Here is a 21,389-nt window from a genome sequence, read left to right as displayed (position 1 = left end):
ATGGGAGGATACAGAATGGATAGACGTAGTTTCCTTATCGGGACGACGGCGCTGGGCGCCCTTATGGCCGCCGGCAAGGGCCTGGCCTTTGCTCAGGATGCCGAGGGCAGCGCCCCGGACCTGACGCAGTTTCCGCGCAATGAAACGGTTATCGTGCACAATCCCGAAGGGATCATCCGCAACCCGGCATGGTTCAACCTGTGGGCCGTGGGCGCGGGCAATGGCACTTCCAACGGCCTGCACAACCTGACGACGGACACGCTGTGGTTCATCGATCCCGATGCTGGCGTCGAAGGCGCGAGCGAGAACGCGGTCTATAATTCGCTGGCCGACGATCTCTGGCAGTACAATGAAGACTTCTCGGAAATGACCGTGAAGCTCAAACAGGGCATCTACTGGAGCGACGACGTCGAATTCACCGCCGACGACGTGGTCTTCACAGTTCAGAAGCAGGCCGCAACGCCCGGCACGCCCTATAATGGCGCCTTCTCCAACCAGGTCGAAGAAGTCACCGCACCGGACAAGTACACGGTCCACTTCAAGCTCAAGAAACCCAATTCGCGTTTCCATACGCTGTTCTCGGTGCGCTGGACCGCCGCCTGGATCATGCCGAAGCATGTTTACGAGGGCGTCGAAGACATTCTCAGCTACGACGCGAACCCGCCGGTCTCCATCGGGCCCTACACGCTGCATTCGTTCGATCCGAACGGCACCTGGTACATCTGGGAAAAGCGCGAAGACTGGCAGCGCACGGCCATGGGCATGATTGCCGAGCCGAAGCCGAAATATGTCATCTACCGCAACAACATTTCGACCGATAACCGCCTGATCGAGATCCGCAACGGCAATCTCGACATGGTGCACGACCTGACGCCGGAAGGCACATTCTCGGTGGTGCAGCAGGATCCGCAGATCCAGGGCTGGTTCCCAGGCTTCCCCTATGCCCATCCCGATCCGACGCTGGTGATGGCGATCTTCAACCACCAGAACCCGAAATTCCAGGACAAGCGCGTCCGCTGGGCTCTGGCGCTGATGCTCGATGCACGCGCCATGTCGATGGCGTCCTATCGCGGTGCGGCAACGCTGTCCGCCATCTCGGTGCCGCCGACCGGTACGCATCCGCGTGACTACCATGCGCCGCTGCAGGACTTCATGATCAACTACGAGATCGATACGGGCACCAGCAAGGTGAAGCCCTACGATCCAAATGTCGGCATGCAGATCGCAGACATGGTGCGCGGCCAGTTCGGCGATGCCGTGCCAACCGACGAAACCGCGGTGCGCAATGCCTTTGGCTATGGCTGGTGGAAGCAGAATATTCCGGCAGCGGAAGAACTGCTGACGGCCGCCGGCTTCACCAAGAACGGCAACCAGTGGATGCAGCCTGATGGCACGCCTTTCACCTTCTCGGTGATGGTGCCACAGGAAGGCGTGGTCAACCGTCTTGGCGTGATCATTGCGCAGACCTGGGCCCAGAACGGGATCGGCGCACAGGCCGAAGTCGACGCCGACACCTGGGGCCGCCAGCGCGTGGGCAATTACGAGTGCAATATTGCCTGGGCCGTGGAAACCTGGGGCGGTCACCCCGACCTGTCGTTCTTCATGGACAGCTACCACTCGGCCTATGTCGCCGAGCCGGGTGCCAGCCAGCCGGATCGCAACTGGATGCGCTGGAAGGATCCGCGTCTCGACGAAATCATCGAGAAGATCCGCGGTATCGACTTCAACGACCCCAAGGGCATCGAATACGGCCACGACTTCGTGAAATTGCATCTCGAAGAAATGCCGAATATTCCGATCATGGCCTACAACGTGTTCTCCATCCAGTCGAACAAGTACTGGACCGGCTGGCCGAACGCGGAAAACAACTATGCCAACCCGGTGACCAACTGGTCGAACGGTCGGTACATCTTCACCCAGATTACGCCTGTCGCAGGGGCGTAAGCGTCCTCCCTGGTGGCCCGGCGAAAGCCGGACCACTCTGAGGGGCGCGGGTGACTGCGCTCCTCATGAGTTTTCTCCCGTGGTCAGTCCCGGGACAAATAGACCACCCCGCCCGACTGGGTGGGAGCTGGGCCCCGGCCTGCGCCGGGGTGACATGCAGTGGAGGAGACTGCTTCGGCGCCCCATCGGCCGAAGGCTGGGCCCCACCGGATAGGCAAGGACGGTGAGGAGTCCGTATGCAAGGTTATTTCTATTTCGTGGCGAAGCGCGCGCTGCTGATGTTGGCGGTGATATTCTTCGGCGTTTCGGCCATGTTTCTCGTGACGTATCTTTCGCCCATCGACCCTGTGGAACAGGTGTTGGGGCGACTTTCGGCCAGATCGAACCTGTCGCCTGAAGCCATTGCTTCGACGCGCGAGGCGCTGACGGCGATGTTCGGGACTGGGCAGCCGATGCTGACCCAGTATTTCAACTTCTGGACGCGACTGCTGCAGGGTGACCTCGGGGCGTCGCTTATGGCCTTCCCTACCCCCGCCATGGAACTGGTGATGCGCGGCATGCCCTGGACGCTGGGCCTGTTGCTGACCTCAACCGTCATCACTTTCATCATCGGCAACCTGATGGGTGGCCTTGCCGGGTACTTCCAGAACAACCGCTTCTTCAAGGCCTTTGGTATCGTGACCATGGGCCTGCAGCCGATCCCCTATTACATCGTCGCCTTCATCATCCTGATCATCTTCGGCTTCCTCTGGCCGGTGCTGCCGATTTCGGGCGGTTTCGGGATGGATGTGCGGCCGGGCTGGACCATGCCCTTCATTCTCTCGGTGCTACAGCACTCGCTGCTGCCGGCGCTGTCGCTGGTGCTGGTGGGTCTCGGTGGCTGGTTCATCGGCATGCGGGCGCTCGTTTCCAACATCGTCACCGAGGACTATGTCACCTACGCGGAACTCGCCGGGGTCAAGCGCGACACCATCGTGGGCGCCTATGTGATGCGCAATGCGCTGGTGCCGCAGGTGACGGCGCTCGCCATGGTCATAGGCGGTGTCTTCTCGGGCACGATCATCACCGAGCAGGTGTTCAACTATCCCGGCATGGGCTCGCTCCTCGTCGATGCGGTGAATGCCGGCGACTATTCGACCGTCCTCGCCGTCTGCACCGTGTCGATCACGGCCGTGGCCTTCGCAATCTTCATCGTGGACTTGCTGCACCCGCTGCTCGATCCGCGCGTTCGGGCGGAGTAGAGCCATGTTCGCCGTTTTTCGCGACCTCATCCGCTACAATGTGGAATTCGCCATCGGGCTGGTGCTCGTCGGCATCATGGTGATCTTCGCATCGCTGTCGTTCTTTTCGCCAGTCGATCCGAGCATGATCTACATGGCCATTCCCGACCAGCCGCCCTCGGCGCAGTATTGGTTCGGCACCAATTCGCGCGGGCAGGAGCTGTTCTGGCAGCTTTCGGCGGCGTTCAAGAACAGCCTGATCTTCGGCATTACCGTCGCCGTGCTGAGCCGCATCATCTCCATCACGGTGGGGCTGGCGGCCGGCTATCTCGGCGGCTGGGTCGACCGGGTGTTGATGTTCATCAACGACATTTTCGTCGCCGTGCCGATTTTCCCGATCCTGGTGCTGTTCTACTTCGTGCTGCGCAACAACATGGACAGCTTTACCATGGCGCTGATCCTGGCCTGTTTCGGCTGGCCGTTTGACGCCCGCCTGATCCGCTCGGTGGCGCTGGGGCTGAAGCATCGCGAATTTACGCGGCATGCCGTGTTTGCCGGGATGAGCACGCGAAAAGTGCTGCTTGAAGAGCACCTGCCCTATGTGATGCCGATCGTGTTTTCGACCTTCATGAACAACATGCTTTGGTCGATCGGCATGGAGGTGACGCTGGCTGTGCTTGGCTTCACCAATATCAACAATCCCACCATCGGCACCGTTCTCTACTGGGCCAATTCGCACTCGGCGATGGTCGTCGGGGTGTGGTGGTGGATCGTCATACCGGTGATCCTGATCGTCATGACCTTCCTGGGGCTGTTCCTGCTGGCTGTCAGCATGAACGAATATATCGACCCGCGCAGCCGCCTGCGCCGCATGGGGGCTTGAGGCCATGGCTGAGGATATCGTTAAAGTCGAAGGCCTGAAGGCCTATTACCAGATGAACTACTTTGGCGTGAGCCGGGAGGTTCGGGCGGTCGACGGGATCACCATGACCGTGCGCAAGGGCGAGGTCTATGGTATTGCCGGGGAAAGTTCTTCGGGCAAGACCAGCTTCATCAAGGTGCTGGCCGCCGCGATCAGGCCACCGCTGAAGGTGGTCGAAGGATCGGTCAAGTTCGATTTCAAGAATGGGCCGATCGATGTCGCCACCGCGACGCCCAAGCAGATCGAGGCGGTGCGCTGGAAGCACCTGAGCTACATCATGCAGGGCTCGATGAGCGTGCTTAACCCGGTGCGGCGCATCGGACGGACCTTTCATGATTTCGCCTCGCGGCCGATGGGGCTGACGGGCAAGGCATTTGAAGACCGGGTGATTGCGCATCTGGCACGGTTGAAGCTGCCGCCGGATGTGTTGAAGGCCTATCCGCATGAACTGTCTGGGGGCATGCGGCAGCGCGTGACCATCGGGCTCGCGACGGTGTGCCATCCCGAATTCATCATTGCCGACGAGCCGACGACGGCGCTCGACGTGGTGGTGCAGAAAGAGGTGCTGAGCCTTATCCGCGACATCCAGAAGGAGATGAACGCGGCCGTGGTGTTCGTGACGCATGACATGAGCGTGCATGCGAATGTGGCTGACCGGGTGGGCATTATTTATGCGGGGCGGCTTGTCGAAGAGGGGCCGACGCGGGACATGTTTTTTGCGCCCAAGCATCCCTATACGGCGCATCTGGTGGCGAGCTTGCCGCGCATTGGCGACGTGAAGCAGCGACCGGCGCTCGAAGGGCGGCCGCCGAACCTGGCTGATCCACCGCAGGGGTGCCGGTTCCATCCGCGTTGCCCCTTGGCCGTGGATAAATGCCGCCAGGACGTGCCGCCGATGGAACAGGTGGGACCGGACCATCGGACTGCCTGCTGGCGCTGGCAGGACGTGAAACCGCTGGTTGGGGCCAGTGCACCATCGGGAGTGATGGCATGACGACGCTTCTCGATGTGCGCGACGTATCCAAGCGTTTCACCATGGGCGGGATCTTTGGGCGGAAGACCGTTGATGCGGTGATGGATGCGAGTTTTTCGCTCTCGGCGGAGAACCCCGAGATTTTCACAATTATCGGGGAGAGCGGGTCGGGCAAGACGACGCTGGCGCGGATGATTTTGGGGCTGGAAGACCCGAGCGAGGGAGAAATCCTGTTTCGCGGGAAGAGGGTATCGCGGTATGGCGGGCGGGCGGAAAAACTGGCTTTCATGAGCCAGGTGCAGCCGGTGTTTCAGAACCCGTTTGAGGCGTTCAATCCGCTGAAGAAAGTCGAGCGGTATCTCGAAAGCACGGCGCGGCGGTTTTTGCAGACTTCGGACAGGGCGGCGATCGACCGGGCCATGGACGAGGCGCTGCAGAAGGTGGGGTTGAGCCTTAAAGAGGTTCGCGGGCGGTTTCCGCATGAGATGAGCGGCGGGCAATTGCAGCGCTGCGCCATTGCGCGGGCGCTGATCCCCAATCCGCCGCTGCTGATTGCCGACGAGCCGGTGTCGATGGTGGACGCATCGCTGCGGATGAGCATCGTCAACCTGCTCAAGAGCCTGCGGGATGACCTGAAGGTGTCGGTCATCTACATCACGCATGACCTGGCGACGGCCTATTACATTTCCAACCGGCTGATCATCATGCAGCGCGGGCGGATTGTTGAGATGGGCGATGCGCGGACGGTGCTGGATAATCCGCAGCATCCCTATTCGAAGCTGCTGAAGGCTTCGGTGCTGTCTACCGACGATGCAGGGGACGGGAAGCTCGCGACCGATCCGGAGATGGTGAAGGCGGCGGGCGATCTGGTGGGACAGGCGGGGAAGCTTGTGACCAAGCCCGATGGGCGGGAAGTGCGGGTTTACGCGGGCGTTTAGGCCCACCAGCAGCACCCTGCGGAGGAGAGAACCCCTCACCCTGACTTTTCGCTGAACGCGAAAAGTCTGTCCCTCTCCCGCAAGGGGCGAGGGGAAAACCGAGCGAGTGGAGAGATTATGAGCGCGCCGATCTTTCGTGATCCCATCGAGGATGGGGCGGCCGATCCGACGGTGATCCGGCGGGAAGGCACCAATGAGTGGTGGATGTTTTATACCAATCGCCGGGCTGCGGCCGGGGGCGAGGGGTTTTCGTGGATCCACGGATCGCCGATTGGAATCGCGGTTTCGACCGATGATGGGGCGAGCTGGCACTATCGGGACACCGTAAAGGGGCTCGATGCGCCGGGGGATCTTGGGCTCAATACCCATTGGGCGCCGGAGGTGATCTTTGCCGAGGGGCGGTATCACATGTTCCTCAGCTATATCACCGGGGTGCCGACGCATTGGAAAGTGCCGCGGACGATCACGCATTTTGTCAGCGATGATCTCGAAAACTGGACGCGGGTGGGGCCGCTGACGCTGTCGAGCACGAACTGCATCGATGCCTGCGTTTTCAAAAGCCCGGATGGGCTTTGGCGCATGTGGTACAAGGACGAGGGCCAGGGATCGAGCACCTGGAGCGCGACCAGCACGGATATGTTCGACTGGAAACTCGAAGGGCTGGTGCTGCCGGGATCGCCGGATGCGCCGCCGCATGAGGGACCGAATGTATTTCGGCTCGGCGGGTTTTACTGGCTGATCGTCGATGAATGGCGGGGCCAGGCCGTTTATCGCTCAGACGATACGAAGAACTGGGTGCGACAGGGGATTGTCGGCGGTGAGCCGGGTGCGGATGCGCTGGATCGCAAGTTCATGCGCCATGCTCAGGTGGTCGTGGTCGGCGATCATGGGGCGCTCTACTACTTCACACATCCCGAATGGGACGAGCTGGGGCACAAGGAAGGGCCGCCGGATGCGCGGTCGCGGGCGACGGTGATCCATCATGGGCGGCTGACCGTGCAGGACGGCGTGCTGGTGCTCGAACGCGATATTCCGGTAGACCTGCCGCTTCTGCGATAAAGTCTCTCCGATAAAGCGCATGTCTTTGTCCTGAACCGGTCACTACTTTCAGGAGACACGCGTTAGTCGAAAGCTGTTTTGTGCACTCGTCGCGGCGGTGTCACAGATGGAGGGACATGATGGAAAACACTTTCCAGGACGACGGCCTCGACCTTTTTGCACAGAACGGTCCCCCTGCCCTGCCGGCAGGGGGCGAGACGCTGGAGCGCGACGGTGCGCGCGTGTGGTTCGCCAGTTTTGGCGAGGGGCCCGCGGTGCTTTTGCTGCATGGCGGCATGGGGAATTCCAACAATTTTGGCTTTCAAGTGCCGGCGCTGATCGAGGCGGGTTATCGCGTCGTGGTGATCGATAGTCGGGGGCACGGGCGCAGTTCTTGGGATGGCGGGGCGTTTTCCTATGGCCAATTTGCCGAGGATGCCTTTGCGGTGCTGGATCGGCTGGAGGTCGACAGCGTGGCCGTCGTCGGGTGGAGCGATGGGGCTTGTACGGGCCTTGCCATGGCCAAGGCGGCGCCGGAGCGCGTGGCCGGGGTGTTTTTCTTTGCCTGCAATGTCGATCCGAGTGGGACGCTGCCGTTTGAGTTTACCGACACGATCGGGAAGTGTTTGGCGCGGCATCAGAAGGATTATGCGGCGCTGTCACCGCATCCGGAGCGGTTCGACGAGATGAGTGCAAAACTGCAGGTGATGCAAGGGAGCCAACCGGATTATTTGGCGGAGGATTTGAGGAAGATTGAGGTGCCGGTGACGGTGGCGCAGGCGGAGCGGGATGAGTTCATTCGGGCCGAGCATGCGCGATATATCGCCGAGACTGTGCCGGGGGGGCGGTATGTCGAGATGGCCGGCGTGAGCCACTTTGCGCCGGTGCAGTGGCCGGCGCTGTTCAATGGGGTGGTGCTGGAGTTTTTGGAGGGGTTGGATGATTAGGTGGGGTTTAGCGACGTCTATTTGTCGCTCGTCACCACCGGGCTTGCCCCGGTAGCCCCATGCGGGGGCGAGATGGATTGCCGGGACAAGCCCGGCAATGACGACGGCGGGGATAGCCTTGTGTTCGTAGGCGCTACTGCGCTGGCGGCTCAGAGCCGAGTTCGCGTTGGCGGCGGAGGAAGCCGATCCAGCCGCTGAAGCGGTCGTGGAGTTTGCTGAAGCGGGTGGCGGTGTCGTTGGGGACGCCGAGGGTGATCAGCTCCTCGTGCATGTCCTTGAGGGCGCGTTCCATGTCGTCGGCGTCGTCGAGCAATCGCTCGATCTGTTCCTGGGTCAGCCGGACCAATGTTGCCATGACAGATACTCCTTCCCTTTTGGGGAAGGATACGCCGAAACTTGGGTGTCGTCAGGGGGGTGTGTTGGCGGGTGGTTAGAGAACCACGGACTGTCACCCAGGCGCAGGCCAGGACCCATCCACGGATATCAAGATGAGCCCCGGCCTTCGCCGGGGTGACAATCGAGTTTTAGGCAGGGGCCGGTGACGATCCGCCGGGATTTGAGATCAGGAATTATCCGGCTTCCAGACGGCGGGCGGTTCGCGTTTGAGCGGGCCCATGGTGGTGATGTCGTTGCCGCGGCGCATGGCGATGTTCATGCGGAAGGAATTGCCGATGCGTTCGGAGCGCTCGATGAAGATTTCGGCGATTTCTGGCGCGCAGAGGCGCGTCACGGTCTCGCGGAAGAGGCGCAGCCAGCGCATGAAGTGGGCGTCTTCAAGCTCGGGAATGGCCATGTGTTTTGGCATGGGACGGCCACCGTATTTGCCGGTGCCGAGCAGCATGGAGCTCCAGAAATCGGCGATGGTGGCGAGGTGGGCCGGCCAATCGGCTTCGGGGATGACACGATTGAAAACCGGGCCGATGACGGCGTCCTGGCGGGCGGCGGCGTAGAATTCGTTGACGACCTGTTGGATGAGGGCTTCGTCGAGGCCTTCGGGGGTTTCCCAGCCAATGCGGGTGAGGCGCGTGCCGACGGGGGGGCGGGGTTCGGTCATGAGGCGGACTCGGGGGTAATGCGATAGGAGCAGCGGCGGCCGCCACTGACGATATGGTCTTCGCGCTCGACATTTACATCGGGGCCGAGGACGGCGCGGAAGACTTCCAGCTCGGCGCGGCAGAAGCCCTGGCATGCAGTGGCCGCAGCGCAGATGGGACAGTGGTTTTCGACGAGAAGCAGCGAGCCGTCGGGCTGTTCGTTCCAATCTGCCATGTAGCCTTCGCGGCTGCGCAGATCGACGAGGGCGGCGACGCGGTCTTTCAGGTCCGACTTGTCCGATACGGCGCCCTCATAGGCTTCGCGGGTGAGGGTTTCGCGGGCGGTGATGATGGTGTCGAGCGCGCCTTCACCGAGGGTCGAGCCGATGAGGTCAAGGAGTTGGACGGTGAGCGCCGCGTGCGTGTCTGGGAAGCGCGACTGCGCAGCCGCCGTGAGCGACCAGGCTTGAGTGGGGCGGCCGACGCCGGCGGAGATGTTCTCGGAGGTGACGAGGCCGTCCTGCGCGAGGCGCAGCAATTGTTGGCGCGCAGCTTCGCCGGTGATCCCCAACTGTTCGCCGATGGCGGACGAGGAGAGGCCATTGCGCATTTTCAGAGCCATGAGCACCCGCTCGCCGGGGCTCCGCGGCGACCAGGCGTAATTTTCCAAGTCCGAACTTGACATATTCGTGGAATGGGTTTTCAAAGTCATTGCTTGGAAAATACTCCGGATGGCCAACAATGGCAAGCCGGTCGCGTTTCTGGTTCTCGGAAGCGCTTTTGAAGGAGCCCCGAAATGGCCTTTGAACTCCCTACCCTGCCCTATTCCACCAATGCGCTGGCTGGTGCCGGCATGAGCCAAGAGACGCTGGAGCTGCACCACGGCAAGCACCACCAGGCCTATGTGACGGCGCTGAACGGTTTTGTTGAGAAGAACGCGGACCTGCAGGGCAAGAGCCTTGAAGAGATCGTGCTGTTTGCCAAGGACAAGGCCGACCTCGCGCCGGTGTTCAACAATGCTGGGCAGCACTGGAACCACATTCACTTTTGGAACGCGCTGACGCCGACGGGTGGCAAGCTGCCGGGGAAACTAGAAGCCAAGATCGTCGAGGACTTTGGTTCGGTTGATGCGTTCAAGGACGCGTTCAAAACCGCGGCGACGACGCAGTTTGGTTCGGGCTGGGCTTGGCTGGTGCTGGGCAATGACGGCAAGCTGAAGGCTACGAAGACGCCGAATGGTTCGAACCCGATCGCTACTGGCGAAGGCAAGGTGCTGCTGGGTCTCGATGTGTGGGAGCACTCCTACTATGTCGATTTCCGCAATCGTCGTCCGGACTATGTGACGAACTTTTTGGACAAGCTGGCGAACTATGAGTTTGCCGAGGCGAATTTGGGCTGAGGCTGGAGTGATAGGCCACCGCACACACTGACGGTCGTCACCACCGGGCTTGTCCCGATGGTCCACGCCATCCGTAGGGATGGCGGCTCCCCGAGACGCATTGCCGGGACAAGCCCGGCAATGACGACGGTTGGAGGTGCGGTGTCATGCAGGTGGCGGCACGTCGCCCTATGTTCTCTCCGATTTCTGAAATGCGATGCGGTGGATGGATTGCGCCTTGCGACCGGATTGCGTGATTATTGACTTTCAGCAGTTCGCCCGGCGCGCAGCGCGTGCCAAGGTGGATGCGTCCTTGAGTAGCGTAATGGCTGATTTTGAAATGCCGGACACCATGGCGCTGCGCCCGACCCGGAACCCTGTGGTGAATACCTCGGAGTTTCGTGCCGCCATGTCGTCTGTGGCTTCCAGCGTGTCCGTGGTGACGGCGCGGCGGGGCGACGAGATGGTGGGGCGGACGGTGACAGCCGTATTGTCGCTTTCAGCCAATCCGCCGTCCGTCTTGGTTTCAATCGACATTGTCAGCCGGCTGGCCGATTTCATCGCCAAGACGGGTGGATTTTCCATGGCGGTGCTGGCGGAAGACCAGATCGAGATTGCCGATGCCTTTGCCGGCAAGGTGCCGCATGACGCGCGGTTCGATCTTGGCCAATGGTCGCGCTGGCCGTCGGGGCAGCCACTGCTGAAAGGGGCGGTGACGGCGATCGATTGCGAAGTGATCGGCTCGATTGAAACGGGGACGCATGTGCTGTTTGCCGGGGCGATCATCGAGTCGGATTCTTATGAGGAGCGGCGCCCCCTGCTCTGGCAGCGCCATGGCTATCACGCGCTTTCTGGCATCGACTGACACGACGCATTGTTGAGCGTGTCTTTTGTCCAGAAACCGGCAACCACTTTCGGGCGGCAAGCTTTGGTGCCACACTGCAATCGTTTTCCTGATTCAGTCTGGATGGGGCAACCGCGGCCGGAAGACCTGAGTTTGCCAAGCGTCCAGGAGGCAGATGTGCCGCGTTATTTTTTTCACTACCGCACCGATGAAGAACTGGTCCGCGACGAAGCGGGCAGCGAATTGGCAGACCTCGACGCCGCCGAGCAGCAGGCCGCCGAGATCGGCAAGGCGATCATCGACAAGCTGGCTGGCGAAGGCGGCGAGACGCGGGCGCCACGGACTATCGAAATCACCGACGCGCGCGGCGAAGAGCTGCTTTATGTGGTGTTCTGGGAAGGGCCGAAAATCGGCGAAGGGCCGGCGAACCCCGTCACGCCCGTCAGCGTGCACTAGGACCGGTCGGCCTATTGGAGCCAGGCTTTGCGCCCGGACTATTTTAGAGAAATAGCGGCATCCCGTGGGCGGTGACCACGAAGCCCAAGATCAGGGCTGCGGCCAATGCCGCGTAGGAAACCATCAGATAGACGTTGGGCATGGGGGCCTCATCGCAGTACCCTCAAAGACTACCAGATCAATCGAGATTAACAAGAGGTAAACGCTGCGCAGGCTGGCACGAGTCGGAAACGCTTTGCCCGAATGTGGCAGTTTTGTGAAATTTTTCGGTCGTCACACTGCTGTTCGGTCATTGGGGCATGAAACTTAGGAAGGGCAGACAGGCCGGGCAGGCCTGATAGAGTGCAGGGCAAATCACTTCGGCAACCGGCGTCTGGCTTCGGCACGAAGCAGCGCCCGGACCGACCGAAAGCGCTCTAAGGGGGGCGGTATATGACGGACGAACGGAGCTGGGCTTTTATCGAGGCTGCATCGGCTTTGGCGAAGGGCAATGCGAGCCTCGAGCGCTTCCTGATCGAAGCGATCAAGGCGACCGATCCCGATGATCTGGCGCGCCAGAAGCCCGAGGTTCTGCTGGCCGCGCTCGAAGCCAGCCACAAGGCGCTATTTGCCGGCTCCCTTAGCGATACGCGCATTCTGCTGACCCCGCCGGCCAAGGCGGGCGATGCGCTGGTGATCGATGTCATTTCACCCGACATGCCCTTTATCGTCGATTCAACGCTCGCGGCGCTGCGCGCGATGGGCGGGGCTATCCGCCTTTTCTCTCATCCGGTCGTGCGGGTGAACCAGGGGCAGGTCACCGACAATGGTGGCGCAGCGATCAGCGTGCTGCATATCCATAGTGAGCCGGTGGCCGACCGCGAGGCGCTGCGGATAGAAATCGCCGAGACGCTGGCCGAAGTGGCGAATGCCGTGAACGACTGGCGGGCCATGCTCGACCGCTTGCGGGGGGCAATGGCTGGGCTCGATGGGCTGAAACCGGCGCTACGCGACGAGCCCGTGCGCTTTCTTGACTGGCTGACCGAGCATAATTTTACGTTCCTCGGCATGCGCGAATATCGGCTGGAGGACGAGATGCTGGTGCCGGAGGGCGAGACCGGGCTCGGCATCTTGCGCGATGCAGGACTGAAGGTTCTGCGGACGGGCCAGGCCTATGTGGACAGTACGCCGGAGCTGGTGGCTTTCCTCAAGACCAGCGAACCGCTGCTGGTGACCAAGGCCAATGTGCGGGCGCGTGTGCATCGGCGCGTGCATCTCGATTATGTCGGGGTGAAGCTTTACGACGCCGCGGGCAATGTGCGCGGGGAGTTGCGCGTGGTGGGCCTCTTTACCGCGCAAGCCTTGGCGACGCCGCATACCGATGTGCCTGTTATCAGGCGCAAGGTGGCCGAGGTGATGCGCAAGAGCGGGCTTGATCCGCTTGGGCATGCCGGGCGGGCGCTGCTGAGTGCGCTCGATTCTTATCCGCGCGACGAGATGTTCCAGATCGATACCGGGCTCTTGGCCGAGTTTTCCGAGGCGATTGCGGCGCTTTATGATCGGCCGCGCGTGCGGGTACTTCCCCGTATCGACCGGTTCGACAATTTTGTTTCGATCCTGGTTTTCGTGCCGCGCGATCGCTATGACGGCGATGTGCGGGCGCGGATCACCCGCTATCTCGCCGAGGTCTATGACGGGCGCGTTTCGGCTTATTATCCGAATTTCCCCGAAGGCGATCTCGTTCGGCTGCATGTGATCATCGGGCGGCTGGGGGGCGTGACGCCCAATCCGAGCCGGACGGAACTGGAGAGTCGCGTCGAAGCGCTGACGCAGGATTTTTCGGACCTGCTGCAGAAGGCGGCGCCCGATCCGGCGGAGATCAGCGACTATCGATCCGCGTTTTCGCAGGCCTATCAGTCGCGAAATTCGGCCGAGGATGCGCTGGGCGATATTGCGGTGTTGCGCGGAGTCACCGAGGGCGGGATTGCGCTGAAGCTGCGGGCGCGGCAGGGCGCCGAGGGTGCGCTGGGGCTGAAGTTTTATGCCAAGGGCGGGGCTATTCCGCTGAGCGACCGCGTGCCCATGCTCGAGCATTTTGGGTTCAACGTGATCGACGAGCGCACTTATACGCTGGTGCCGCGCGACGGGGTGGAACGGTTTATCCACGACATGGTTTTGGCGCCGAGCAATGGAGCGGAGCTGGATGTGGCGACGCGGGGCGGGGCGATCGAGGCGGGCCTCTTGGCCGTGTGGGCCGGGGCGGCGGAGAGCGATCAACTCAATACGCTGGTGACGCTGGCCGGGCTCGACTGGACCGATGCGGCGCTGTTGCGCTCGTTCTCGCGCTATCTCCGGCAGATCGGGATTTCCTATTCGCAGCGCTATATTGCGCAGGTGCTGGTGACGCAGGCGGAGGCGGCCAAGGCGCTGGTGACGCTGTTTGCGGCGCTGCATGACCCAAAACTCGAAAGCCGCGGCATGGCCGAGGCGGCGGCGCGGGACACTATTGCGGCGCAGTTGGAGGCGACGGCTTCGCTCGATGAAGACACGATCATCCGGCGGTTCCTTAATCTGGTCGATGCGTCGTTGCGGACCAATTCGTTCCAGCGGGATGGGAACGGGCAGCGGCGGCCGGCTTTGGCGATCAAGTATGATAGCGCCAAGGTGGAAGGCATGGTGGCGCCCCGGCCCTATCGCGAGATTTCGGTCTATTCGCCGCGGGTTGAGGGTATTCACCTGCGCTTCGGCGCCATTGCGCGCGGAGGCCTGCGCTGGTCGGACCGGCCGGAGGATTTCCGCACGGAAGTTCTGGGGCTGGTGAAGGCGCAACAGGTCAAGAACGCGGTGATCGTGCCGGTGGGAGCCAAGGGTGGTTTTGTGCCCAAGCGGCTCGTGGCCGGGATGCCGCGCGATGCGTTCATGGCGGAAGGCACCGAGAGCTACAAGATCTTCATCGGCTCGCTGCTGGATGTGACCGATAATCTCATCAATGGCGAGGTGGTGCCGCCGACCGATACGATGCGGCGGGATGGGGATGATCCCTATCTCGTGGTGGCGGCGGACAAGGGCACCGCGAGTTTTTCGGACACGGCCAATGCCATTGCCATCTCGCGCGGCTTCTGGCTGGGCGATGCTTTCGCTTCGGGCGGCTCGGTCGGCTATGACCACAAGAAGATGGCCATTACCGCGCGCGGCGGCTGGGAAGCCGTAAAACGGCATTTCCGCGAGATGGATCGCAATATCCAGGCGGAGCCGTTTACCGTTGCCGGCGTGGGCGACATGAGCGGCGACGTGTTCGGCAACGGCATGTTGTTGAGCCCGGAGATCCGGCTTGTGGCGGCGTTTGACCACCGCGATATCTTCATCGATCCGACGCCGGATGCGGCGGTGAGTCTGGCCGAGCGACGGCGGCTTTTTGCCCTGCCCCGTTCGAGCTGGCAGGATTATGACAAGAGCCTGATTTCGGCGGGCGGCGGGGTGTTTTCGCGCAGCCTCAAGGTCATTCCCTTGAGCGATGAAATGCAGGCGGTGCTGGGGCTGAAGAAGGTTAGCGCGACGCCGAACGAGGTGATGCGCGCCATTTTGTCGGCGCAGGTGGACCTCTTATGGTTTGGCGGTATCGGCACCTATATCAAGGCGGCGGAGGAAGACGACGCTTCGGTGGGCGATCGCGCCAATGATGCGATCCGTGTCACGGCCGCCGAGGTGCGCGCCAAGGTGGTGGGCGAAGGCGCTAATCTCGGTGTGACCCAGCGCGGGCGCATTGCCTATGCGCTGAAGGGTGGGCGGATCAATACAGACGCCATCGACAATTCGGCTGGCGTCAATTCTTCGGACCTCGAGGTCAATATCAAGATCGCGCTGGCGCCAGTGGTAGCAGCGGGAGTGCTGGATGAAGAAGCGCGCGTTGCGTTTCTTGCCAGCATGACTGATGAAGTCGCGGCTTTGTGCCTGCGGAACAATTATCTACAGGGGCTGGCGCTGTCGCTGGCAGAGCGGGCCGGGACTTCGGAACTGCCGGATCATCGCGTGCTCATTGAAGGGCTTGAAGAGCGCGGGCGGCTGGATCGCGCCGTGGAATTTTTGCCCAGCGATGCCGCGCTCGATGCGCGGGCAGCGCAGGGCAAGGGGCTGACGCGGCCGGAACTGGCTGTCATCCTTGCCTATGCAAAGCTGTCGCTGTTCGACGATCTCGTTGCGGGGCGGGCCATCGACACAGCCTATCTTGCGGGCGAGCTTTTCCGGTATTTCCCACAAAAGCTGCATGAGGCTTATCCGGCGGCCGTGGAAGGTCATCGGCTGAAGCGTGAAGTGATCGCGACGGTTCTGGCCAATGCGATGATCAATCGCGGCGGGCCGGCCTTCGTTTCCGAACTGATGGCGGCGACCAGCGCCAGTGCCGGGGAAGTGGCGCTCGCCTATGCGGCAGTGCGCGATATCTATGGTCTGACCGGGCTTTATGCGGGGATCGACGCGCTCGACAACAAGGTGCCAGGGGCGGTGCAGCTCTCGCTTTATGCGCAGGTGGAAGCCCTGCTCTATCGCGAGGCGCTGTGGTTCCTGCGCAATGGCAATGTCGGGGCGAGCGATGTGGCAGCGCTGGTGGACCGGCACAAGGCGGGCGTCGAAACGCTGCGCGGCGCGGGTGTGAGCCTGTTGTCGGACAAGGAGCGGGACGCACTTTCGGGGCGGATTGCGGAGCTTGTGGCTCATGGCGTCGACGCGGAACTGGCGCAGCGGATCGGGGAATTGCCTGTCATCGGCAATGCTAGCGATATCGTGCTGGTGGCGGAACGCGCCGGGGTTTCCATCGAGGCGGCGGCGCAGGCTTTCTTCGGGGCGGCGGGTCAGTTCGATCTCTTCCGCATTGTCGAGGAAGGGCGGAATATCGCGCTCGATGATCGGTTTGATCGCATGGCGCTCGACCGGGCGCTGGCCAATCTGATGCGTGCATTGCGCGACCTGACGGCGGACGTGTTGAAGGCGGGCGATATTGGCGCCTGGCAGGGGCAGCATGAGGCCGGGATCGCGCGGACCGTGAAGGCCGTCACTGAGCTGACAGGCGGGGCGGCGACGGTGTCGCGGCTCAGCGTGGCGGCAGGTCTCTTGGCGGATTTGGCGCGGGAGGGGTAGGCCCTCTCCCCTGCCCTAAACCAAAGTCGGTCTTGTCCCGCCGGCCTCAATCGCGACAGTGGCGGGCAACAAGGAGTTGCCCATGACCACGCTTGCCCAATGGCTTACTGCCGAGACCGATGATACCGCGCTGCGGAGTGTGGTGGTGAGCATGGCGGGGGCTTCGGCGGAGCTTGCAGACGTGTTGCGGGTGGCGCCGATTGCCGGGCAGACGGGGTTGGCGGGGCACACCAATGTGCAGGGCGAGGCGCAGAAGGCGCTTGATGTCATTTCCAATGACGTGGTGCTGAAGCATCTGCAGGCGAATACCGCGGTTTCTGTGCTGATTTCGGAAGAGCTGGATGATGCTGTTCAGTTCGAGAACCAGGGCGCGTTCATTGTTGCGACCGATCCGCTGGACGGGTCTTCCAATCTCGATGTGAACGTCACCGTGGGCACGATTTTTTCGGTGCTGCCGAGTGCGGGCGGGCTCTTGCAGAAGGGGCGCGCGCAGCGGGCGGCCGGGTTTGTTGCCTATGGGCCGGCGACGAGCCTCGTGCTCCGGATTGCGGGAGCGGTTTCGGTGTTCACGCTCGATGACAAGGGTGAATGGGTGCAGGTGGTTGTGGCGGCAAAGGTGCCGGAAACCACGGGCGAGTTTGCGATCAATACGGCGCGCGAGCGGTTTTGGGACGCGGCGACGCTGGGCTATGTGAAGGAAAGTGTTGCCGGGGAAACCGGGCCTGCCGGCAAGCGCTACAATATGCGCTGGGTGGGTTCGATGGTGGCCGATATCCTGCGCATTCTGATGCGGGGCGGGATTTTTCTCTATCCGCTCGATAGCGAGACGGTGAGCAAGGGCGGTCGGTTGCGGCTGCTTTATGAGGCGAACCCGATGGCCTGGCTGATCGAGGGGGCCGGTGGGCTTTCGACGACCGGACGGCAGGGGATTTTGGATGTGGAGCCGACGGGGATTCATCAGAGGGTGCCGGTGATTTTGGGATCGGCTGAGGAAGTGCGGCGGGTGGAGACATGGTACGCGAAGGGGTGAATCCGGCTCGCGTTCCAATTGTAAGCGCCTCTGCGGAGGATGCCACTCGAGCATAGCTCTCGCGGCCTTCTTGGCTCAAATCATGCCACTGGCATGATTTGCCCTGCGGGACGCCTCGAAGCCCCTCACCCTGGATTTTCGCTGAACGCGAAAAGTCTGTCCCTCTCCCTCAAGGGGCGAGGGAGGGGCCGGTGGGCGCTGGAAAAATTGCAACGTTGCGAAAGTGCGGCTAGAAGCTTCTTGAGGTCCGGCATTCTAACGCCGGACGGGAGCCAAGATGAGCGACAATTCTCTGCCCAAGACCAATGCCAGCCCCTGGCAGAAGCGCCCTTTTCACCGCCAGTATCTGATGCGGCAGGCCAATGATCTCTTCGACTTTTTCGAAGCGGCCTCGATCAATCCCAAGGGCGGGTTCTTTGAGCTCGATGACGAGGGCATGCCGCTCGGGGAGGACAATGCGGTCCGGCAGATCCATGTGACGACGCGCATGATCCATTGCGCCGTAGTGGGGAGCCTGATCGGGCGGCCGGGATCGGACGAGATCATCGACCATGGCATGAACTATCTCTGGAACAAGCATCGCGACGAGAAGCGCGGCGGCTATGTCTGGTCGCTCGATGACAATGGCGTCACGGATGGGGCCAAGCAGGCTTATGGGCATGCTTTCGTGCTGCTGGCCGGGTCGAGCGCCAAGCTCGTGGGACATCCCTTGGCCGACAAGGTGATTGCCGATGCGACCGAGGTGATCGAAAAGCGGTTCTGGGACGACAGTGTCGGGGCGGTGCGCGAAGAATTCAGCGCTGACTGGACCGAGGTGCGCGGCTATCGCGGCCAGAATTCCAATATGCACCTCACCGAGGCGCTGATGGCGGCTTATGAGGCGACGGGGAACCAGGCCTATCTCAAGAAGGCTGAGCGCATTGCCGAGCTGATCATTCGCAAGAATGCGGTGAAGCTCAATCATCGCGTGGCGGAGCATTTTGACGAGTATTGGGTGGTCGACAAGAACTATCGCCACCCCAACGAGATGTTCCGTCCTTCGGGCACGACGCCGGGGCATTGGCTCGAATGGTCGCGCCTGCTCTATCAGCTCTGGGTTTTGGGGCAGAAGCAGCATTCGTGGATGACCGATGCGGCGCGGAACCTCTTCCAGCGCGCGATCGAGCTCGGCTGGGACAAGGTGCATGGCGGCTTTTTCTATACGCTCGACTGGAACGACGAGCCGGCCATGCGCGAAAAGCTGTGGTGGCCGGTGGCCGAAGCAATCGGAGCGGCTGCTTACATCAATGCCCACGACAACGACGCCTATTTCCAGGTCTGGTATCGCAAGCTCTGGGACTATGCCGAGAACCATGTGATCGACCACGCGCGCGGCGGCTGGCTGAGCGAACTGGAAGAGGACCTGACGCCGGCTTCGAAGCTGTTTGTCGGCAAGCCGGATATTTATCACGCGCTGCAGGCCTGCCTGATCCCGCTCTATCCGGCGACCGGCAGCCTCACGCATGCGATCATCGAGCAAGACCACACCATCCGCTAAACTCTGGTCGGTTCAAGAAATCGGGCTGCGTGGGACAACCCTGCGCCGCCCTTTGCGTTGTGCCTCCATACAAGGAGGCGTGGATGCAGACCCTTTCGAACAGAACCGCATTGGTGACCGGGGCCGGATCTGGCATCGGCAAGGCCACGGCGCTGCTCCTGGCGCGGGAGGGCGCCAATGTGGCGGTGTTGAGCCGGACCAAGGCGGAGGTTGACGCTGTGGCGGCGGAGATCGAGGGTTTGGGTGGCACGGCGATCAGCATCACGGCGGATATTTCGGACGACAAGGATATGGCGCGGGCTATTGCGCTGGTGGTCGAGCGGTTCGGGAAACTCGACATCGTCGTGGCCAATGCGGGGATCAACGGGGTCTGGGCGCCGATCGAGGAGATTACGCCGGAGGAATGGGATAAGACCATCACGGTCAATCTGCGCGGGACCTATCTGACGCTGCATCATGCGGTGCCGCGGCTGGAGGCGGCGGGTGGCGGGGCTGTGGTGATCATCTCGTCGATCAATGGGACGCGGACGTTTACTACGCCGGGAGCGTCAGCCTATTCGGCGACCAAGGCGGCGCAGGTTGCGATGGCGCAGCAATTGGCGCTGGAACTAGGGCCGCGCGGGATCAGAGTGAATGCGGTGTGTCCGGGGTCGATCGAGAGCCAAATTGGCGAGAACACCGAAAAGCGCGGGATGGAGAAGACCGAGATACCGGTGAGCTTTCCGAACGGCGACATTCCTATCAGCGGAGGCAAGCCGGGGAAGGCTGGGGATGTGGCCGAGGTCGTGCTGTTTCTGGTGTCGGATGCGTCGCGGCATATTACGGGGACGCCGATCTGGATCGATGGGGGACAGGGGTTGTTGCGATAGGGCAATCATCCGGCGATTGCCGAACCCCCACCCTTGATCCCTCCCCACAAGGGGGAGGGAGACGATGAAACCGACAATTCGATTGATTGTCAGAAGAGGGAGACAGGCGTAAAGACGCCCTGACTTCTTCCTAAAAGCCGGCCAAATGACCGATAGTTCTGTTCTCGTTGCTCCGCGTGATATTACCGATCTTGCAGTGGAAGCTGCGATCGCGGCGGCGGCTGTGATCCTCGATGTCTATGCGCGGCCGATCCATGCCGTGGCGAAATCGGACGGGTCGCCGGTGACCGAGGCGGATGCGGCGGCCGAAGAAGTGATTATCGGGCATCTCAAACAAACCGGGCTGCCGGTGCTGGGCGAGGAAAGCGTTGCCGCGGGGATCGTGCCGGTGCTGGGCGAGCGCTATTTCATCGTTGATCCGCTCGATGGCACCAAGGAATTCATCAAGCGCAATGGCGAATTCACCGTCAATATCGGGCTCGTGGAACATGGCAGGCCGACCATGGGCGTGGTGCTGGCGCCGGTGACTGGCGAAATTTTCGTTGGCGATGCCAATGGCGCCTGGACCGGGCGTGTGGTCGATGGCGTCGTCACCGAGAAGCGTGAAACCAGAGTGGGCTGGTTGGCGCGCCTACGGATCGTTGCCAGCCGCTCGCACGGCCATGAGGCGCTGGAAAAGCTCTGCCAGACACTCGATGTCGAAAGCGATGTGTCGGTGGGCTCGTCGCTGAAATTCTGTTTGCTGGCGCGCGGCGATGCGCAGCTTTACCCGCGCTTTACCCCAACTTGCGAATGGGACACCGCGGCGGGCCAGGCGGTACTGGAAGCGGCGGGGGGAGCCGTGGTAACACTGGACGGCGCCCCGATGCGCTATGGGAAAAACGAACTAAGCTTCCTCAACCCCTATTTTGTGGCTGCAGCAAGCCTCGAATTAGCGCAATTGGCGGCAAGAGAAATGCGCGAACTCCTCGCGTAATGCTGCTGCAATGTGCTTTCCCATAGATTTCGCGCATGGGGACGTGATGCGACATGCAACAGACGCTTAACTGATCTGCACGATCACCACCCCCGTAAATCTTGTGCTGGAGGGGTTGTAGATATATAGCCCCGGCATATATCGAACCGGCATAGTGCCGGGAGGATTATG

General features: G+C 61.8%; 18 protein-coding genes. 15 read left to right on the top strand and 3 right to left on the bottom strand.

The genetic code is table 11. The features are described 5' to 3' along the window. The first annotated feature begins 15 nt into the window (after window positions 1–15). The 7 genes from J7557_RS06720 to J7557_RS06690 all read left to right on the top strand — a co-directional run bounded on the left by J7557_RS06720 (window position 16) and on the right by J7557_RS06690 (window position 7,982). On the top strand, window positions 16–1,944 hold the full coding sequence (locus J7557_RS06720; RefSeq protein ID WP_291418614.1) for an ABC transporter substrate-binding protein: 1,929 nt from the start codon (window positions 16–18) through the stop codon (window positions 1,942–1,944). 236 nt (window positions 1,945–2,180) lie between these two features. Next, a complete protein-coding gene (locus tag J7557_RS06715; protein ID WP_291418612.1) occupies window positions 2,181–3,185 on the top strand; it encodes an ABC transporter permease in 1,005 nt (334 codons plus the stop codon). A gap of 4 nt (window positions 3,186–3,189) precedes the next feature. Next, window positions 3,190–4,047: an ABC transporter permease gene (locus J7557_RS06710; RefSeq protein ID WP_291418610.1), complete on the top strand. Its 858-nt coding sequence runs from the start codon at window positions 3,190–3,192 to the stop codon at window positions 4,045–4,047. 4 nt (window positions 4,048–4,051) lie between these two features. Continuing rightward, window positions 4,052–5,080, top strand: a complete 1,029-nt coding sequence (locus J7557_RS06705; RefSeq protein ID WP_291418608.1) for an ABC transporter ATP-binding protein — start codon at window positions 4,052–4,054, stop codon at window positions 5,078–5,080. Beyond that, window positions 5,077–5,997: an ABC transporter ATP-binding protein gene (locus tag J7557_RS06700; RefSeq protein WP_291418606.1), complete on the top strand. Its 921-nt coding sequence runs from the start codon at window positions 5,077–5,079 to the stop codon at window positions 5,995–5,997. The genes J7557_RS06705 and J7557_RS06700 overlap by 4 nt, the downstream gene beginning before the upstream one ends. A 117-nt stretch (window positions 5,998–6,114) precedes the next feature. Then, entirely contained in the window at window positions 6,115–7,056 is a 942-nt protein-coding gene (locus J7557_RS06695) for a family 43 glycosylhydrolase (RefSeq protein ID WP_291418605.1), read from the top strand. 119 nt (window positions 7,057–7,175) lie between these two features. Then, a complete protein-coding gene (locus tag J7557_RS06690) occupies window positions 7,176–7,982 on the top strand; it encodes an alpha/beta hydrolase (protein ID WP_291418603.1) in 807 nt (268 codons plus the stop codon). Between the two features lie 133 nt (window positions 7,983–8,115). Here J7557_RS06690 and J7557_RS06685 read toward each other — a convergent pair whose 3' ends face one another. The 3 genes from J7557_RS06685 to J7557_RS06675 form a co-directional block, all read right to left on the bottom strand. Beyond that, complete coding sequence (locus J7557_RS06685; RefSeq protein WP_291418601.1) at window positions 8,116–8,337, bottom strand: hypothetical protein; 222 nt, start codon at window positions 8,335–8,337, stop codon at window positions 8,116–8,118. Between the two features lie 207 nt (window positions 8,338–8,544). After that, a complete protein-coding gene (locus tag J7557_RS06680; RefSeq protein WP_291418599.1) occupies window positions 8,545–9,036 on the bottom strand; it encodes a group III truncated hemoglobin in 492 nt (163 codons plus the stop codon). Continuing rightward, window positions 9,033–9,638, bottom strand: a complete 606-nt coding sequence (locus J7557_RS06675; protein WP_291418597.1) for a metalloregulator ArsR/SmtB family transcription factor — start codon at window positions 9,636–9,638, stop codon at window positions 9,033–9,035. The genes J7557_RS06680 and J7557_RS06675 overlap by 4 nt, the downstream gene beginning before the upstream one ends. 174 nt (window positions 9,639–9,812) lie before the next feature. On the opposite strand from J7557_RS06675, the gene J7557_RS06670 reads away from it, so the two are divergent. From J7557_RS06670 to cysQ, 8 genes are all read left to right on the top strand, one after another. Further along, window positions 9,813–10,415, top strand: a complete 603-nt coding sequence (locus J7557_RS06670; protein WP_291418595.1) for a superoxide dismutase — start codon at window positions 9,813–9,815, stop codon at window positions 10,413–10,415. 304 nt (window positions 10,416–10,719) lie between these two features. Beyond that, window positions 10,720–11,259: a flavin reductase family protein gene (locus J7557_RS06665; protein ID WP_291418593.1), complete on the top strand. Its 540-nt coding sequence runs from the start codon at window positions 10,720–10,722 to the stop codon at window positions 11,257–11,259. Between the two features lie 156 nt (window positions 11,260–11,415). After that, window positions 11,416–11,694, top strand: a complete 279-nt coding sequence (locus tag J7557_RS06660; protein WP_291418592.1) for a hypothetical protein — start codon at window positions 11,416–11,418, stop codon at window positions 11,692–11,694. A 432-nt stretch (window positions 11,695–12,126) separates the two neighbouring features. Beyond that, entirely contained in the window at window positions 12,127–16,806 is a 4,680-nt protein-coding gene (locus J7557_RS06655; protein WP_291418590.1) for an NAD-glutamate dehydrogenase, read from the top strand. 82 nt (window positions 16,807–16,888) lie between these two features. Further along, window positions 16,889–17,836, top strand: coding sequence for a class 1 fructose-bisphosphatase (locus J7557_RS06650; protein ID WP_291418588.1), 948 nt, complete (start codon window positions 16,889–16,891; stop codon window positions 17,834–17,836). 277 nt (window positions 17,837–18,113) lie between these two features. Continuing rightward, window positions 18,114–19,373: an AGE family epimerase/isomerase gene (locus J7557_RS06645; RefSeq protein WP_291418586.1), complete on the top strand. Its 1,260-nt coding sequence runs from the start codon at window positions 18,114–18,116 to the stop codon at window positions 19,371–19,373. A gap of 83 nt (window positions 19,374–19,456) precedes the next feature. Then, window positions 19,457–20,242: an SDR family NAD(P)-dependent oxidoreductase gene (locus J7557_RS06640; protein ID WP_291418584.1), complete on the top strand. Its 786-nt coding sequence runs from the start codon at window positions 19,457–19,459 to the stop codon at window positions 20,240–20,242. A 145-nt stretch (window positions 20,243–20,387) separates the two neighbouring features. Continuing rightward, entirely contained in the window at window positions 20,388–21,218 is an 831-nt protein-coding gene (cysQ, locus tag J7557_RS06635; RefSeq protein ID WP_291418582.1) for a 3'(2'),5'-bisphosphate nucleotidase CysQ, read from the top strand. The last annotated feature ends 171 nt before the right edge of the window (window positions 21,219–21,389 follow it).

It is taken from the genome of Devosia sp., assembly GCF_017744655.1.
GTDB lineage: Bacteria > Pseudomonadota > Alphaproteobacteria > Rhizobiales > Devosiaceae > Devosia.
Note: the sequence above shows the minus strand (reverse complement) of the source record. Positions and strands in the feature narration are given on the sequence as shown.

Excerpts from the sequence above, each read along its gene's own strand:
- J7557_RS06720 (WP_291418614.1), top strand. The coding sequence starts at position 16 with ATGGATAGACGTAGTTTCCTTATCGGGACGACGGCGCTGGGCGCCCTT.
- J7557_RS06715 (WP_291418612.1), top strand. The coding sequence starts at position 2,181 with ATGCAAGGTTATTTCTATTTCGTGGCGAAGCGCGCGCTGCTGATGTTG.
- J7557_RS06710 (WP_291418610.1), top strand. The coding sequence starts at position 3,190 with ATGTTCGCCGTTTTTCGCGACCTCATCCGCTACAATGTGGAATTCGCC.
- J7557_RS06705 (WP_291418608.1), top strand. The coding sequence starts at position 4,052 with ATGGCTGAGGATATCGTTAAAGTCGAAGGCCTGAAGGCCTATTACCAG.
- J7557_RS06700 (WP_291418606.1), top strand. The coding sequence starts at position 5,077 with ATGACGACGCTTCTCGATGTGCGCGACGTATCCAAGCGTTTCACCATG.
- J7557_RS06695 (WP_291418605.1), top strand. The coding sequence starts at position 6,115 with ATGAGCGCGCCGATCTTTCGTGATCCCATCGAGGATGGGGCGGCCGAT.
- J7557_RS06690 (WP_291418603.1), top strand. The coding sequence starts at position 7,176 with ATGGAAAACACTTTCCAGGACGACGGCCTCGACCTTTTTGCACAGAAC.
- J7557_RS06685 (WP_291418601.1), bottom strand. The coding sequence starts at position 8,337 with ATGGCAACATTGGTCCGGCTGACCCAGGAACAGATCGAGCGATTGCTC.
- J7557_RS06680 (WP_291418599.1), bottom strand. The coding sequence starts at position 9,036 with ATGACCGAACCCCGCCCCCCCGTCGGCACGCGCCTCACCCGCATTGGC.
- J7557_RS06675 (WP_291418597.1), bottom strand. The coding sequence starts at position 9,638 with ATGGCTCTGAAAATGCGCAATGGCCTCTCCTCGTCCGCCATCGGCGAA.
- J7557_RS06670 (WP_291418595.1), top strand. The coding sequence starts at position 9,813 with ATGGCCTTTGAACTCCCTACCCTGCCCTATTCCACCAATGCGCTGGCT.
- J7557_RS06665 (WP_291418593.1), top strand. The coding sequence starts at position 10,720 with ATGGCTGATTTTGAAATGCCGGACACCATGGCGCTGCGCCCGACCCGG.
- J7557_RS06655 (WP_291418590.1), top strand. The coding sequence starts at position 12,127 with ATGACGGACGAACGGAGCTGGGCTTTTATCGAGGCTGCATCGGCTTTG.
- J7557_RS06650 (WP_291418588.1), top strand. The coding sequence starts at position 16,889 with ATGACCACGCTTGCCCAATGGCTTACTGCCGAGACCGATGATACCGCG.
- J7557_RS06645 (WP_291418586.1), top strand. The coding sequence starts at position 18,114 with ATGAGCGACAATTCTCTGCCCAAGACCAATGCCAGCCCCTGGCAGAAG.
- J7557_RS06640 (WP_291418584.1), top strand. The coding sequence starts at position 19,457 with ATGCAGACCCTTTCGAACAGAACCGCATTGGTGACCGGGGCCGGATCT.
- cysQ (WP_291418582.1), top strand. The coding sequence starts at position 20,388 with ATGACCGATAGTTCTGTTCTCGTTGCTCCGCGTGATATTACCGATCTT.